Raw genomic sequence first — 15,582 nt, 5'->3', positions numbered from 1 at the left:
GTTATCAAAGTCGATAACTCATTATTAGGTAATAATCATGCATGGGAATTTAAATCGGTTTACGAAAAAAATATAAAAAAAGCAGACCGAAGTCTGCTTAGGGGGTTATGCATTGTCGATAATATCGACCCAATCACTCTCTGCTGCTGCAAAAAATGTAGTTGGCGTTTGCATAAATATTTGCTGAAACTCTTCAGAGAAGAGCTCACAAAACTGTGTTATTTGCTCTATGTAGATAAGTAAAAAAAGCGTCATGTCGTGCCCTTCTAAATATCTATTCTCAAAACTCGTATTTTTTTCTAACATACTATTTGAAATGCTAATCCCAAGTATTTTTCCAACGCTATCCCTATGTAAATAGATGTAATTATTGAAATTTAACTCCATCGCTCGTTTGTTAACTACATCTGCTAGCAATAAAATTGTAGAGCTGTCATCCCAAGGGGATTTACTTGCTCGAACGTATTGGCGAATAAATTGAGATTTAGTGTTTTTCATGATTTGTCCTCGTTAATTGTCCTGAAATTAACTAGGCCATGCGATGGGTAAAAATGAAGAATTGCATTTTGTTGGCTAAATTTGCAAAAATAATAAAAATCATTAAGGTTGAAAAGAACTCCTAATCTTGAGGCAGAACAATATGACTGATTACATTTGGATAATACCAGCGATAGTACTGACGCTAATTTTGATAAGACTTGTTTTAGCACACGATAACGTAGGTTAATTTTACGGATTTACAGCTTCTAATAGATAATTTATAACTTTACGTAGACGTATAGAGCGCAAAGACAAACCTTACCAAAGTGCCAATTGCGAACATTAAGATGTAACTCATTCTTGCCCCTTTCTGCGTTAGTTTGATTACTCGGTGGCAGATCGAGCCACTGACATCGAAGTACTTTTCCTCATGGGTGGCGATTGAGGGGCTGTGCTCGGAATCTCCCATAGATACGCAAATTGCACTTCAGATATTGCGATCCCAAAAAACGCATAACGATGCGTTTTTTGGTGTGTAGGTGTTGGGTTATAATTGATACTTAGCCTGCCATCTCATAACACGCGCTTTGTCACGATTTTCATAGGCCTGAATCGCTGGTAATAGTTCTAAGTTGAACTCTCTTTCGTTGTCATTAGCTATCGCCGTGAGAAGCATTGTGTACCAGGCTGTAATTCCCCCCTGAGGTGGTGACTTAAACTTTGGAAAGCGAGGAGTAACACCTTCTCCATCTATCCATTCATTTGGCAAATCGGGTCTGAGTATCAATGCTCGTCCAAGACCAATGGAGTCCGCTGCATTTATAGATAAGGCATCTATTACCTGCTCCCGTTTTTTAAAACCGCCAGTCACTACTAAAGGAATACTTGTTAAGCTTTTAGCCTTTATTGCAAAGTCAATGAAGTACGGGCCGCTTGAAGCACTGTCAGAGCTGGATTTTGCTCCAGGAAAATAAGAACCGCCGCTTATCTCAATCAAGTCGATAGACGTTTTATTAAGGATGCGAATAACTTCTAGAGCGTCGTCTTGAGATAATCCTCCTTCTAGTTGATCAGAAGAGTTCATCTTGATGCCAATAGGAAAAGTCCCCCCCACCGCATCTCGGACTTTCTCTATTATCTCTATAACGATTCTGCTACGTGCTTGTATTGAACCGCCATATTGGTCTTTGCGGTGATTGAATAGCGGAGACAGAAATTGGCTAAGCAGAAAACCATGACCTGCATGTATCTGAACACCTGTGAACCCTGTTTTTTTAGCAATCTTCGCAGCTCTGGCATACACATCTGGCAATAAAGATACTTCTTTCTCTGACATACCTGCACATTCAAATTCACTTATCTTAAGAGGTGATGGACCTTTGGGCTGGCTAAGTAGTTTGTAAGCCAGTCCTCCTGCATGACCTAACTGAGGCCATATGTGGGCATCATTAATCGATGCACGGGAGGTTAACATTTGTAAATCTTTTAGGTTGGATTGATTAGTTAATACCAGGTTTCCTGGTTTCTCAGGGAACCTGGGATCTACCTGCACTTCACCAATGACGGATAACCCAATAACACCCTCTGCCCATCGTTCATAGAGTCGAGACTGAGCTTCAGTAGGGTTCCCTTCACCGTCAGCGAGTGAGTCAGACATTGCTGACTTTATTAGACGGTTTTTGATGACTGCGCCACAAGGGAGCTCTAAAGGAGGATCAAGTAAGTTCGCGGTGTGTAATGGCTGGGTCATATCTACCTCTCGGGGCACCAATACTTATGTACGGTGTTAATTAATAACGGTAGAGACATTGTCCCCGATTTTTACTAAACTAAAAAGATAGCAATAGTTCAAACACTTTTAAATATTATTTAATAATGAATACATCAGATCTCAATCTATTCATACGAATAGTGGAAACAGGCAGCATAACGGAAACCGCAAAACAACTGAGTGTCACTCCTGCGGCAGTCAGCTCTGCGCTTAAAAGACTGGAAAAAAAGTTGGATATACAGCTACTTATTAGAACCACAAGGCAATTAAGGATCACACCTCAAGGCGAACAATTTCTGTTTCATTGTCGCCAGGCATTAGCCAGTTTGGAGCAAGGTCGTATAGCTGCACATCAGACACAAGGTAAGGTGAGTGGTAAGTTAAGGTTGTCCGTTTCATCTGACTTAGGGCGCAATACTCTTTTACACTGGGTAGAAGAGTTACTGGATGAACACCCTTTATTGTCGATTGACCTTACGGTTGGCGATTCAATTTCAGATTTTTTTCTCGACCAAGTTGATATGGCACTTCGTTATGGGAAGCTAGAAGACTCATCGATGGTTTCATTTCATATCGCCACCATGAGCAGGATCACCTGCGCCTCTCCATCCTATATATCTAAACATGGTGAGCTAACGCATCCTAACAGCTTAAAGGAGCATAATTGCTTATTGCACCGTCGAGCTGGTCGTTTATTGAACAGTTGGGAATACGCTGGTCATTCTGGTTCATACAAAGTCAAAGTGGATAGCAATCGAGTCAGCAATGATACTGACATTGTTCGTAAATGGGCTGTTAGTGGTAAAGGGATAGCGTATCGCTCCCAGATAGATGTCCATTCAGAACTTCGGAGTGGGCAACTTGTACGGCTTTTACCAGGCTTTGAATCACCACCTGTTGAGTTAAATCTAATCTGTCCAAGCAGAGAGCAGGTTAGCCCCGCTGTTATTGCTTTTCGGGAACTGCTCAGGAAGAAAGTGACACAAATCGTTTCGTGATGGTGTTTCGTGGATTAATATACAGTATTGCAGCAAAAAATAATTCACTCCCAAAATCGACCATGCTCGAAACTGTCCAGTTCCGCGCAAACCGACCACCGCTGACAACGGTGGTCTTTGACGTTTTGAGATACGAGAAGTTATCTGAAAGCGGGGTTCTAGGTTATTTACTCTGACGAGCTTTTGTCCAAAAACGAGTTTACTCGACCGTCTGCTTCTCGCTCGTAGCCGCCTTGCAATTTCTGCTTTTTGTGAGCAACTTACTTTAGACTAAATAGTGCAGGACTAATAAACTTCAATCCCGCACTATAAATTAAACGCCGTAATTACAATGTTGAACTTTGCATGTTTCTAAGGTCTTCAGTAATTTTCACATCAATGAACCTAAAAGCACCAGCTAAGACCGGTATTTCTACAACCCCATTTGAATCTGGCGAAAATGTCTCACCTGACAATACATCTACTATCGCTACAGGTGTTACAGAGTTAAATTTAACCTTAGCAACTTTGTTACTCGGATTTAAATAACCACTATCAACCAGCGTCAGTCGCAAATGCTTTTCAGCAGATTGAGCAACAACCCAAGCGGCTTCTCCTGATACAGTCATTGGTAAAAGATTCGATTTTTCTTCAATCTTATTTTTAATTTGTCTGTATCTAACACTATCAGCAGCCATTACTTGCTCACCATTAGGGTTATAGTAGTTTTTACCGTCAGTAATATACTCTTTCATTATATCTTTATAGATAGGGTGCATGTTATCAGCTAATGTGCCTCTAACGGTGCCTTCATCTTTAAATTTACCTTGCTGAACAGGCGTAATTAAAACTAATCCTTTAGGAAATTTTGGTATAAAATCTAATCTCCTTTCTTTAGTATCGGCAGCATAATTAGAGTAATCCCAAGGCAAAGTTTTTGCACCTGGCCAAGTACCATTTAAGCGACTAAACACATATGGAATAGAGTCTTTTTCTTCATCATAGAACGTAGTCCACTTCACATTATTTGATGTTTCTCTGTAGATTGGATCTGGTTCTTTCATACTTATGTGAACTGGTGACAAGCTTAATAATTCTTCACGCTTTGGTACATAAAGAGCGCCTTTACCAATTAACTCCCAAGCAAGGCTCATATACTCCTGATTGAAGCCGAAGTTATTTATATATCTGGCACCAGACGCTATCTTATATATTATTTGCCTTAGTGCATGGTTGGGGACCATTTGATGAGAGTGTTGGCGTAAACGGTCAAAACTAGGATTGTCTCTTGCGTATCTTTCACCCCAATTATCTACAGAGCCTGCAGCCCATAACCCCATTCTCCCGGCCACACTCATTTCCATTGATTTATCTGTTGTTTCTTCCATTGCAGGTACAAACGCATCAGCTAAACGTCCAGAACGTAACTCCGACCACTCTGGAGCATATATAGTTGATTGCCAAAATGTATGTTTATTGCGCATAAACAAATTAGCATTATTCTCACTACTAAACTCAGCCAAAGGGTAGAAATGATCACTTAGTACTTTATTAAATGCATCTCCATGTCCTTCTATCTCTGGATATATATTGACCGTTTTTTTCCCATCGCCACTACTAATAATTCTTTTCATAGTAGCTAAACTAATCATATACGGATCATTTCCATGCCCTGCCCATTGTGATATCCCATCGCTATTATCATATCCAGCCGAAAGCTTATTAAACATTTCTTCAGATGATAGTGTATAGTTTTTACGACGGTCTCTCTTATCTCTGTATTTAGGATTATCAGCAAGAACTTCACTTCTATCCCAGTTCTCTACATTTGGTAGAGTTGAGTAATTTAAAAATACTGGTGAGTCATACAAAAACTCACTTCGCTCGATTGTTGTTGGAATTTCATTTCTACTTTCTGAAATAAAATACACGGGCAAAGGAGCACGCTCTCGCGTAGGCTTTTGAAAGTTAGATAGTTGCCTTTCAATTGCTCTAGTATTTTCTTGTATTGCAGCTAATTTACCTTGAGGCTCTAATTCCTCGTAAGCAGACTTCCAACTTGGGTTAGAAGTATCAATAATATGCACTTGGCTGCCACCACTTTGTGCACTAGCTAAAACCAACTTATTTGAACTTTTATCTTTCCACATGTCATAATAAGAGTATTTATTTGCAAGTATTTCAGAATCGTTCACGTCAAATGACTCTGGTGTTAGAAGTATCCTAGAGCCAAAAAGTGTCAGGTATGTAGGAGTGCCTTCATTCATAACAACTTCTGTTTGAGCAACCCTATACCCAAAGCGATCTATTCTACGTGCAATGTCATTAATTTGGCTTTTCTTCTGTGACAGATCATCCAAATTCATAACAGAAATTGCAGCATCACCTATCTGTGCACTATTACCTAGCGTAAGTTCGTCATTACCATCATTATCAAAATCTACAGTGCGAAGGTCTCCTATCCCCTTTTTAATAGATATTCGACTCTTTTCACTGGGTAAATCAGCAAATGGTTCAAAAATATAGAACCGACCAGAACTCTGAAGGCTATTATTAGTCCCTAGAACTACTAGTTTTTCAGTGCCGTCACTAGATTTTACTGGACGGACGAAATTTACAGTATGAGTTCGAGCTTCAGGCTTGACGCCATCCCCAAACACCCCTTCTTCTGAGTAAGTACCTGATTCAATTGTTTTTAAAAGTTCACCATTAGTCGATATGTAATACAAGTTTTTATCGTAACCACCTGCCACAACATACTTTTTATCTGCATCAGAGATTACAGTTACAGAGTTCATAGGGACTTCATTTAGACCAAACGTCCACTTTAAAGAACCATCACTATTAATACAGTAAACATTGCCATCGGCATTCGCAGCAAATATCTCTACAAGTCCATCACCATTAATATCTTGAACCCAAATATCATGATTCATAAAACCCGAGAGTTCATTTTCCCACAGTTTTTCTCCATTAAACTTATATGCAGCTACAGTCCCTTCATAGCTTGTAGTTATGATTGATGAGCCTCCACTCAACATTCCTGTTCTAACTTTAGTAATTGTTCGGTTTGTTTCAATACTTTTAATAGCCGATTGAGAAGCTTTAACGGTAGGGATAACGCAGCCAATTAATAACGAGCTAGCTACCATTGCAGATAGAATTTTTATTTTCATAACATTCCTTACATTAAGTTATTTATAACGTGTTGAGGAATTAGATTGTACCTATTTCCTAAATATTGAGTTTATGCTTTTTAAAAATAAGACGTCAAAAATTAGCTGCAATTATTATTTTCAGGAAAAAAACAGCATAAACAATCCTTTTTCATTGGTTTACTGAGTACATTAAACCTAAAATCATAAGGAAACCTCTATTTATAATACATATACTATTATATTCATCTTTGAACCTGCCTTGTTTACTGGCATGTAGGAAGATAATTAAAATTAGGATAATCACTCTAAAATAAATATACACAATAGGGAGAACGATACCACTTGTAACTTTTACTTTACATAATTTGTAATTTGCTAATTTTTACAATTGTTATCAGTAAATAAAATTATATTAGTTACATTTAGGATATTTTTTATCCAGAGGAGAATTTGGACGCTTATAATGCTGGAGATTTGGCGGGTAAACTGACAGCTCATGCTATTGAAGGCTCTAAAGCTAAAACAGAGTAAACTGAGCCAGCTTAATTAAACTAGCTCTCTTTAGACTAACAAACATATTAAACTTAACGAATAACTATTATGGGATAGAATTTAAGTTTCAAATTTAACGTGTATTTTACCAAGCCCATCATACGTTATTTGTATCTGTTTATTTATCTCCATCTCCATAAGGCCATTATATGAGCCGGTTATAAACACTTGGTTTTTTTCTAACTTAAAGCCATTTGCAGATAAAAAATTGATGGCCCAATAAAGTGGAAGTTGAGGTAACTTGCCTGGATGCTGCCCTGCAACATTAAAGCTATTGTCGCCTTCCTGCTCCACTATAAGCGTTATATTATTACTCTCATATGCTTTTTTCTGGCTTATTTCTGGGCCGATATACACACCTTGATTAGATAAACCGTCGGCAAGTTTTTCAAACTGTGTAGCTTCGTATTGCTTGCTAAACCTGTTTTCAATAAGCTCTAATGCTAGATGTGCACTGCCTACAGCATTATCTATTTGTTCATTTGTATATACCTTCAACGCACTTAAGTCTTTGTTTAATATAAAAGCAATCTCAGGCTCTATCAGAGCTTTGTTATTTTTTGTCTTTAACAAGCAAGCCTTAGTGGCATAAATTGGCTTATGAAGCAGCGGAGCTAGAGTAATTATGCCATTGTTTGACGGAAGCATACATTTCCAACCGTAAACGGTCTCACCATTATGCTTTATCATCAATTTTTGAATTGCTAAAACGTCTTCAATCGAGCCAAGCGTGAAACCTTTAGGAAGATCTGAGGCGCCACTACCGTACTCTCTCTTACTTAATAAGTGTGCTGCTATATGTTCAAATTTTTCTGAATTTTCCATTTTGTTGCCTTCGGGTAATACACTACTTGTGTTGTGATGAAAAATTAATAATACATTGAACACACTAAAAAACATACTACCTTTACATTTATCATATATTGATGTTTATTGTAATCTTTCAAGTAAATGCGCGCGCAATTTAGGGCTATGGATTTGCTCAATTAATTCATTCATATTTGCGGTAGATGTGCCTGTATAGTCAATATAGCTTTTGATAGCGAAATACTTCGATTGTTCGCCTTCCAAGGTAAATATCCACTCCCGTGCATCACTTAGTTCATGTTCTGGCCATTGGCTAATAACAGAATAAGCCAGGTTAGGTTGAAATGATGAAGGGTAACTATAGAACTCATCCTGTATTTGCTGCGAACTTTTTTTAATCAATACTTGTGCTAGTTGTTGCTGAATTAGATATCGGTTGTTAGCTGTTATCTCAGTGTGTACCTCGAGGTAATTTAATAGTTGTGCGGGTTCTAATTTAGCCCAGTTTTGTAAAAGTCTTAATTTTACCTCTTGCTTCATTTTTTCATTATCTAAATTTTTCAGCCATTCGATTGCATCATAGGGGGATACTGCTACTTGGCTACTTAAATAGTCATCTACAATACTTTGATCTGAATGAAGTCTTTCAAAATTTAAAATAATTCTCCCAGCTACGGGTAAGTTATCTGTAATTAAAAAGTGTATTACTTTGCTCATATATAAAGCTTGTTCTGGCGTTTTATACTGCTCATCCAGCCAATGGACACATTCATATGGCGCTTCTTTTGCCCAATTAAGTAAATAGTTGCTTAAGGTTTTTATACGTAACTCTTTATCTTTTATTAATAATGCCTTATCAAGTATGGCCGTATAGGTTGGCTTTTCTGTTTCAACACCTCTTGAATATGAGGCTTTAGGATCAAGCTTTCCTTTTGAGTGTTTCGTATTATTTATTTTGTAATGCATATGTGCAGTAGCTTCTGCGTTAGCTTGCTCGTTAACGTTTGTTCGTATTAAATAAACATAATCACAAATGATTAGTAAACTAATGCTAATTATCCACTTGCTGGATAAATTTACCTTTTTCATACCCCCTCCAAAAAGTCGAAGCCTGAGACCTATAAATAAAGTGCCTCAATCCTTCGAGGCTAGTTTGAGTTAGCTTAATTCACCGCAATGGTTAATTTATCTATTTTCCCTTTGTTTTTAGTTTTAACCGTAATCGTCGCAGTGCCTTTATTTTTAGCTTTTACAACGCCAGCACTGTTCACAGTTGCCACATTTTTATTGCTTGATGAATAAATGACTTTCTTGTTGGTTGCACAGTTTGGAAGAACTGTGCTTTCTAGCGTTGTAGATTGGCCCTTTCGAAGTGTTTGTTTTGCTGCGCTTAGTTGAACACTATTGACAGCTACAAACGTGTTAGGACATGACTGCCCCTCGCCTGGAGCAGAGTTGTTATTGCCCACCTTTACCCACGTTCTTACATAATCAACTTCCATTGATGTTGGGAAGCCTTCTGCTGATTTATTCGCTGATGGGTAAAATTGATTACATTTCCATTGTGTATGCGGCGCGCGTAAGCCTTGTGATAATGTGAGATTCATTTGACGATGCCAGTATAAGTTATCCTTTTCGCCCACAATTTCACCATCTACGTACCAAGTGATCTTGTCTTTAGTTACATTGACACCATAGGTGTGAAAGTCATTTCGAGGATCGAAAGGTAGATGGTATCCGTTATGATTTGTCTGCGGAAAAGACCCTGGACGCATCCATGTTGGTTTTCCATTTTTTACTACAATATTGTGTAAGTCATGATCAGACTCTCTCACTGCACTTTTTTGAGTAAGTTCCACTACGTCTATTTCGCTATATTGGACATCCCCTTCTTTCGTTAATGAACGGTCAATGGTGCTATACATCCAAAAAGCAGGCGATACGCCAGGAAATGTACTCGCTCCTTTGATTCGAGCTTCGTAATAGCCATAATTACCTGTAGCTCTGGATTTAGCGACACCCGATGTATAATAAAGTGGGTAATTTGCAACTTGCTGCTGATTACAGCCATCCCAGAATGTACGTTGATGAGATTCTCGCTTAGTGGTTAATTTTAGTTTGCCATTAGATACTGTCGCATTTTCATTTTTCCAAGACCATACCCCATAGTTTTCTGTTTGAAAGTTCCACTTTGTCGCATCTTTTACGTTAAATTCGTCAGAGCGTTTGGCTTGTAAAATCCATGTTTCACCAGGTTTTGCGATGGGAGGTTGCATAGATGCTGCTTGTGATACTGCACTTAAAAGAAGCATACTTATAGCTGGTATAGGGAATGCCACAATACTTATAGGTTTCATTTATTTATCCATCCTTTGTTAGTGTGAACTGAGCCACAGCTCAGCAACAGATACAGTGTTATATTCGAAGAGTTTAGATATACAGATACGTAAACCTTACCTGTTAAGCTAATTCTCACAACTCGCACAAAAAAAGCTGAGCGAGTGGGGATATTTAATATTTATATACAACACCAAACCTCAAAAAATGGTTTTACTGTTCTCTAAAAATGGCTTTTAATCGTTATTTAGTTGTAGTTTTAGCTGGAAAAAGTACGTTTAAATTGCTTGGGCGTGTAGTTTGTTCTTTTTTTAAAAACTGTCGCGAAGTAGTTTGAGTTATTAAAACCAACTTCATAAGCTGTTTCTGTAACAGATTTTTTTAGTAATACTTTTTTAGCCTGCTCTATTCTTACTTCTATGATTCTATTATTAATCGTTTTATTCGTTGCTAACTTAAATTGTTTAACGAGATAAGAGCGACTTACGCCAACAGAAAAAGCAACCGTGTCTATATTTATATCGTTGAAATAATTGTTTTCTATGTACAGCATTGCGTTCTGTACAACGCAGTTGTTAATTTTAACTTGCTCTGCCTTACTCTCTTTAGACTCACTACTATCTTGCTCTTGCAGTTTACTTTTACAAGGCACAGGCCAAGGTGGGTGTACTTGCCTGCTCACACTCCCTTTGTCAGCTTTAAAAAAACTAATTATTTGACTATCTTGAGAATTTTTAATTTGCAAAGGAATGATATGATCATTTTTAGTTTTAGCTTTATCATATACTGTCTGTATATCCTTAAACATGGCCCCTAACCAAATTAACCCACATAGACTAGTACCTGAATAATACGTAATCCAATGCTCTGCCATACTCCCCAAAACAGCAATAAAACCTAAACTAATAGCGCTGTATATATAACCTTTATTTTGTGCTTTAGGTATATGCTGCAATAAATAGAAACAGGGAATAATTAGTAAAACTACAAAGGTGACAATCTGAAAGGAGTATATGTGAGTGAGTTTGAGCCAATCAATAGGGGCGATTATTAGCCCAAACCCTTTAAGTACGTTAATTTTAGGATGCGCCAACTCTGTTAAAACTAAAAAGCACACTGAAAATGCTAATCCAAAACTATAACTAAAGTACATGACTGACTTAGGTAATGTAACATTTGAAAATCTAAAAAGTGCTATTAACAAAGAAGGTAAACCCAGCCAAAAAAATAAAATTGTTCGTCCTAATTGAATGTATGGTTTGGCATACTCAATAGGAAGAATATTAAAAGCAGGGCCGCATAGATAAAAAATAAAAGTCACAAAAAACACTACAAAATAGTAATACGATGAACCAAAACGGTGTCGCTCTAAAGAAAAGTACACAAACGCAGTAAAAAAAACAGTCGCGACTAACATCGGCACAACGCAACGCAAAAATATACTCCACGTTAACAAATTGTCTATCACACTCTTTCGCCTTATACCCAAAATAGATACGTAGTATGTTTATATAAATACAACAAATAGGCTAGCAATAATTTGTAACCAAAGTGTTAAAGTTAATTTTGAAATATGTATCTCGCCGTCTAGAGGCTGCAGATAAGTAAAAAGCAAAGTAAATTCTTTCCTTGACTCACAAACATATGATGTTTAGATTTGTGCAATGTATAACTGCGGTTTTACTATTAACACACTGACTTCTATCTATAACAATAAGGAGAGTTACAATGCACACTAAAAAGAAACTAGTACTTGCTATATTAACTTCACTATCAAGCTATTCGTACGCGCAGGCTTCCGATGTTTCTGCTACCGCTAAGGACAATGATGATACAGAAATAATTGTAGTGACTGGCGTGCGCTCCAGCCTAGAGGCTGCATCATCACTAAAGCGCTACAGTGATAGTGTTCAAGACAGTATTGTTGCTGAAGATATTGGTAAATTTCCTGACCAAAATGTTGCCGAATCCCTACAGCGTATACCTGGCGTATCAATTAATCGCGTTAATGGTGAAGGCTCAAAAATAACAGTACGCGGTTTTGGTCCCGAATTTAACGTTGTTACTTTAAACGGACGCACACTGGCAACGTCTGAAATTGGCCGCTCTTTTGATTTTCAGGTATTAGCAGCAGAGCTCATATCGGGGGCAGACGTCGTAAAGTCTCCTACAGCTAAAACACCAGAAGGAAGTATTGGCGCGTATGTCAACGTTAAAACAGCACGCCCATTAGATAACCCCGGATTGCATGTATTGGGCTCTATAAATGCCAAATACAGTGAACTTTCTGGCGAAACAAGTCCTGAATACTCTGCGTTATTTAGCAATACGTTTGCAGATGAAACATTTGGTTTTAATATTGCCCTTTCACAACAAAAAAGTGACAACCGATACGATTCAATGGGCACTACCCGTTGGTTATTACTCAATAATGAGCCGGGTGTTATTGAAGGCGACATTCATAATTTAGATGGCAATGTGGTTACGCCAACTATGCTGCGCCATGCCGGGCGAATTGAATACGCATTAGGGCAAGAAAGCCGTGAACGCATAGGCATTAATACCAGCTTACAATGGGCGCCAGATTCAAGTTTTACCAATACATTTGATTACATGTATACCGACCTCTCGGTAGAAACGCAAACTCAAGGTTTGCAAGCCGGTTTACAGTATCCTAATTGGCGAAATGTGGTTGTATCAGACAACGGTACTATTTTATCAGGCACTAAGTTTTCGGGTAAAACACTGAGTGGAACCGGTAAAAATGTTGATTTTAGAATTGATGGTTTGTTCCAAGAGCTTGAATCAAAATCAAAAACACAGGCATTTGGATTTAATTCTGTAAAAGAATTTGATGTATTAACGCTTGAGTTTGATATAAGCCATTCAATATCAAAATCAACGCCGCGTAGCGACTTATTAGTTCCTAATTATATTTCACCAGAGCGAAACGACAGTTTAAATTTTGATTTTAGAAACACTGATACCGTTAATTTAGACACAACCATTGATTATGCTTCACCGACAAGTGTGAGAGCACATTGGAATCAAGTTTCACATTATGAATTAGAAGACACGATTACGGAGCTGCAAACAAAAGGGAAATACCTACTCGATTTAGAGTTTGTTGAAAGCCTAACCTTAGATTCAATCGATTTTGGTATTGCGTATTCAGATCGTGAAAAAGTAAGAGACCGCTTTGAAACACTCCATGAAGATAACTGTGGTTTAGTAGCACCGAATGCCGATATTTGTGGCGAACTTAGAGATATGCCTGATGACATCTTTTCAGCAAGTCCCTATTCAGATTTTTTAAGTAGTGAGCCGGGTAATTTCCCTCGTGATTTTTTGTTTGCAGATATCAATAAATATCATAATGCAATTGCCCAAATGACAAAAAACCCCAATTGGCCAAATGAGCAATATAATGAGATCGCATCATCAAAAGTAACTGAAGAAAAAATAAGTGCTTACAGTCAATTTAATTTTAGTGGCTTGGTTAATGATTATGATTGGCGCGGTAATTTCGGTGTGCGTTATGTAAAAACCGAAACAAAATCTTCGGGATATGGAAAACGCCGCTTAGGGTATACAGGTGAGCTTGATAATGGCCAACCATTATTAGTTGTAGAGTATACGGATTCAGGAATTCTTGAAGCAGAAAATAGTTATACCAATTGGCTACCCAGCGCTAATTTTAGCATTAACTTATCAGACAATTTATTAGTCAGAGCAGCAGCAGCAAAAGTGATGTCTCGCCCTGCCATCGACGATATTGGTGTGCAAACAACCTATACTGATATGCAAGCAGGCAGTTTTTCGCAAACAGGTGGAAATCCTCATTTAGCGCCTTATAAAGCCAACCAATATGACTTATCCTTTGAATATTACAGTGACAGTGGTGATGCATACGCAATTAACTTTTTTAGAAAAGATATATCGAGTTCAATTGGGCAAGTTACCTACCTAGATAGTACCCCTGATATTTGGGATGGAGAGCAATATGTTGATTCTTCAGTTAGTATAGATGGGTACGGAAATGTTAACGAAACCATTAATACTAAACAAAACCAACCTGGCGGAACAATTAGCGGGGTAGAGTTAGCTTTACAACATAATATGGACTATTTACCGAGCTTTTTAAATGGCTTAGGGGTACAAGCAAATTATACGTGGGCCGATACTAAAAACAATAACACTCAAAAAATAGACCTCCCTGGTGTGACTGACCCAGGTGATAAGCTGGAGGGGTTTGCCGAAAACTCATATAACATTGTTGCCTACTACGACAAAAATGCATTTCAAGCACGCTTAGCCTACAACTGGCGAGATGACTTTTTAAGTAGCCGAGCCGGTGTAAAAAGTGGCGGATTACCCGAGCATACAGCAGCCTATGGTCAGCTTGACTTTAGTATGTCTTATGCACTAAATGATAACTTTACGATCACAGGTGAAGCAATAAACATTACTGATGAACGAGTTTATCAGTACGCAGATATAAAGGAGAGAGTAATAAATGTGCAGTACACAGGCCCACGATACCGAATAGGCTTACGCGCCAAGTTTTAACTCTTTATTGAAATAACCCAAATTGCCATAAAGATCGCCCATCAGCGATCTTTATTATATTCCCACTATGTCACTTTTAAATATATAAGCAGCAATTAATTAGTTACCACTCCCCCTATTTTGTGCACATTACATTGACCATTCAAACATAATATGTTTATATTAAAGGTATGAGCGAACTTATATATTACGACCTAAAACAAACATCAGGAATGGCAGCGAGCCTTTCTGTTCAAGTGGCTAAAGAAATTGGCAGACGTATTGTGTCTGGATCATTTGAAGCCGGCAGTTTAATTGATGATGAAGATGCGCTCGCTAAACGCTACCAAGTGAGTCGTGTAGTTGTGCGCGATGCTGTTAAAATTTTAGTTAGCAAAGGGCTCTTAGATGTACGCAGAGGTATTGGTACTCGTGTGCTACCTCGAGATAGATGGAATATGCTCGACGATGATGTTTTAGCATGGCATTTATCAGCGCCACCTAATCGCAAGTTTTTAGAGCAATTAATGGATGTGCGTTTAGCTTTTGAGCCAAAAGCTGCTCGCTGGGCTGCAGAGCGCGCAAGACCTGAAGATTTAATCGAAATTGCCGCAGCATGCGAGCGTATGGCAAAAACCGATAACAGTGCAGAAGATTTTATTATTGCAGACTCCCTTTTTCATAAAGCCATTATAAAAGCCGCTCAAAATAGCTTTTTAGCCTCAATGGAAGGCGTCATTTATTCAGCTCTTTTAGTGAGTATTAAAGTAACAAATAAAGACCCACGTGATAACGGTGCATCTATTCCATTTCATCGTGAAGTGTACGAAGCCATTGCAGCCAAAGATGCTGAAAAAGCCGAGTTACTTACCGAAAAACTCCTCAAAGACGCCAGCTTTCGTCTTTCTGCGACAGTAAATAATAAATAGCCATTGTTTATTGTCGCAAATTC

The 15,582-nt window shown here is 38.1% G+C and carries 10 protein-coding genes; 3 read left to right on the top strand and 7 right to left on the bottom strand.

Annotated features, from left to right (window positions below):
• Window positions 1-105: 105 nt before the first annotated feature.
• Window positions 106-498 (bottom strand): hypothetical protein, encoded by a 393-nt coding sequence (locus ALFOR1_RS20135; RefSeq protein ID WP_104644229.1) that lies wholly within the window; start codon window positions 496-498, stop codon window positions 106-108.
• 529 nt (window positions 499-1,027) lie between these two features.
• Entirely contained in the window at window positions 1,028-2,230 is a 1,203-nt protein-coding gene (locus tag ALFOR1_RS20130) for an NADH:flavin oxidoreductase/NADH oxidase family protein (RefSeq protein WP_104644228.1), read from the bottom strand.
• A 125-nt stretch (window positions 2,231-2,355) separates the two neighbouring features.
• On the opposite strand from ALFOR1_RS20130, the gene ALFOR1_RS20125 reads away from it, so the two are divergent.
• Window positions 2,356-3,249, top strand: coding sequence for a LysR family transcriptional regulator (locus ALFOR1_RS20125; protein ID WP_104644227.1), 894 nt, complete (start codon window positions 2,356-2,358; stop codon window positions 3,247-3,249).
• A 326-nt stretch (window positions 3,250-3,575) separates the two neighbouring features.
• Here the strand turns inward: ALFOR1_RS20125 and ALFOR1_RS20120 are convergent, their stop codons facing one another.
• The 5 genes from ALFOR1_RS20120 to ALFOR1_RS20100 all read right to left on the bottom strand — a co-directional run bounded on the left by ALFOR1_RS20120 (window position 3,576) and on the right by ALFOR1_RS20100 (window position 11,550).
• Entirely contained in the window at window positions 3,576-6,404 is a 2,829-nt protein-coding gene (locus ALFOR1_RS20120; protein WP_104644226.1) for an outer membrane protein assembly factor BamB family protein, read from the bottom strand.
• Between the two features lie 594 nt (window positions 6,405-6,998).
• On the bottom strand, window positions 6,999-7,763 hold the full coding sequence (locus ALFOR1_RS20115; protein ID WP_104644285.1) for a 2-keto-4-pentenoate hydratase: 765 nt from the start codon (window positions 7,761-7,763) through the stop codon (window positions 6,999-7,001).
• A gap of 105 nt (window positions 7,764-7,868) precedes the next feature.
• A complete protein-coding gene (locus ALFOR1_RS20110) occupies window positions 7,869-8,834 on the bottom strand; it encodes a hypothetical protein (protein WP_104644225.1) in 966 nt (321 codons plus the stop codon).
• Window positions 8,835-8,908: 74 nt separating this feature from the next.
• Entirely contained in the window at window positions 8,909-10,102 is a 1,194-nt protein-coding gene (locus tag ALFOR1_RS20105; RefSeq protein ID WP_104644224.1) for a family 16 glycosylhydrolase, read from the bottom strand.
• 239 nt (window positions 10,103-10,341) lie between these two features.
• Window positions 10,342-11,550: a helix-turn-helix transcriptional regulator gene (locus ALFOR1_RS20100; RefSeq protein ID WP_104644223.1), complete on the bottom strand. Its 1,209-nt coding sequence runs from the start codon at window positions 11,548-11,550 to the stop codon at window positions 10,342-10,344.
• Window positions 11,551-11,810: 260 nt separating this feature from the next.
• Between ALFOR1_RS20100 and ALFOR1_RS20095 the strand changes: the two genes are divergently transcribed.
• Both ALFOR1_RS20095 and ALFOR1_RS20090 read left to right on the top strand, forming a co-directional pair.
• The gene (locus ALFOR1_RS20095) at window positions 11,811-14,651 is read left to right on the top strand and encodes a TonB-dependent receptor (protein WP_104644222.1); all 2,841 of its coding nucleotides are present in this window, start codon (window positions 11,811-11,813) and stop codon (window positions 14,649-14,651) included.
• A gap of 170 nt (window positions 14,652-14,821) precedes the next feature.
• Entirely contained in the window at window positions 14,822-15,559 is a 738-nt protein-coding gene (locus ALFOR1_RS20090) for a FadR/GntR family transcriptional regulator (protein WP_104644221.1), read from the top strand.
• The last annotated feature ends 23 nt before the right edge of the window (window positions 15,560-15,582 follow it).

The organism is Pseudoalteromonas carrageenovora IAM 12662 (assembly GCF_900239935.1).
Taxonomy (GTDB): Bacteria; Pseudomonadota; Gammaproteobacteria; order Enterobacterales; family Alteromonadaceae; genus Pseudoalteromonas; species Pseudoalteromonas carrageenovora.
Note: the sequence above shows the minus strand (reverse complement) of the source record. Positions and strands in the feature narration are given on the sequence as shown.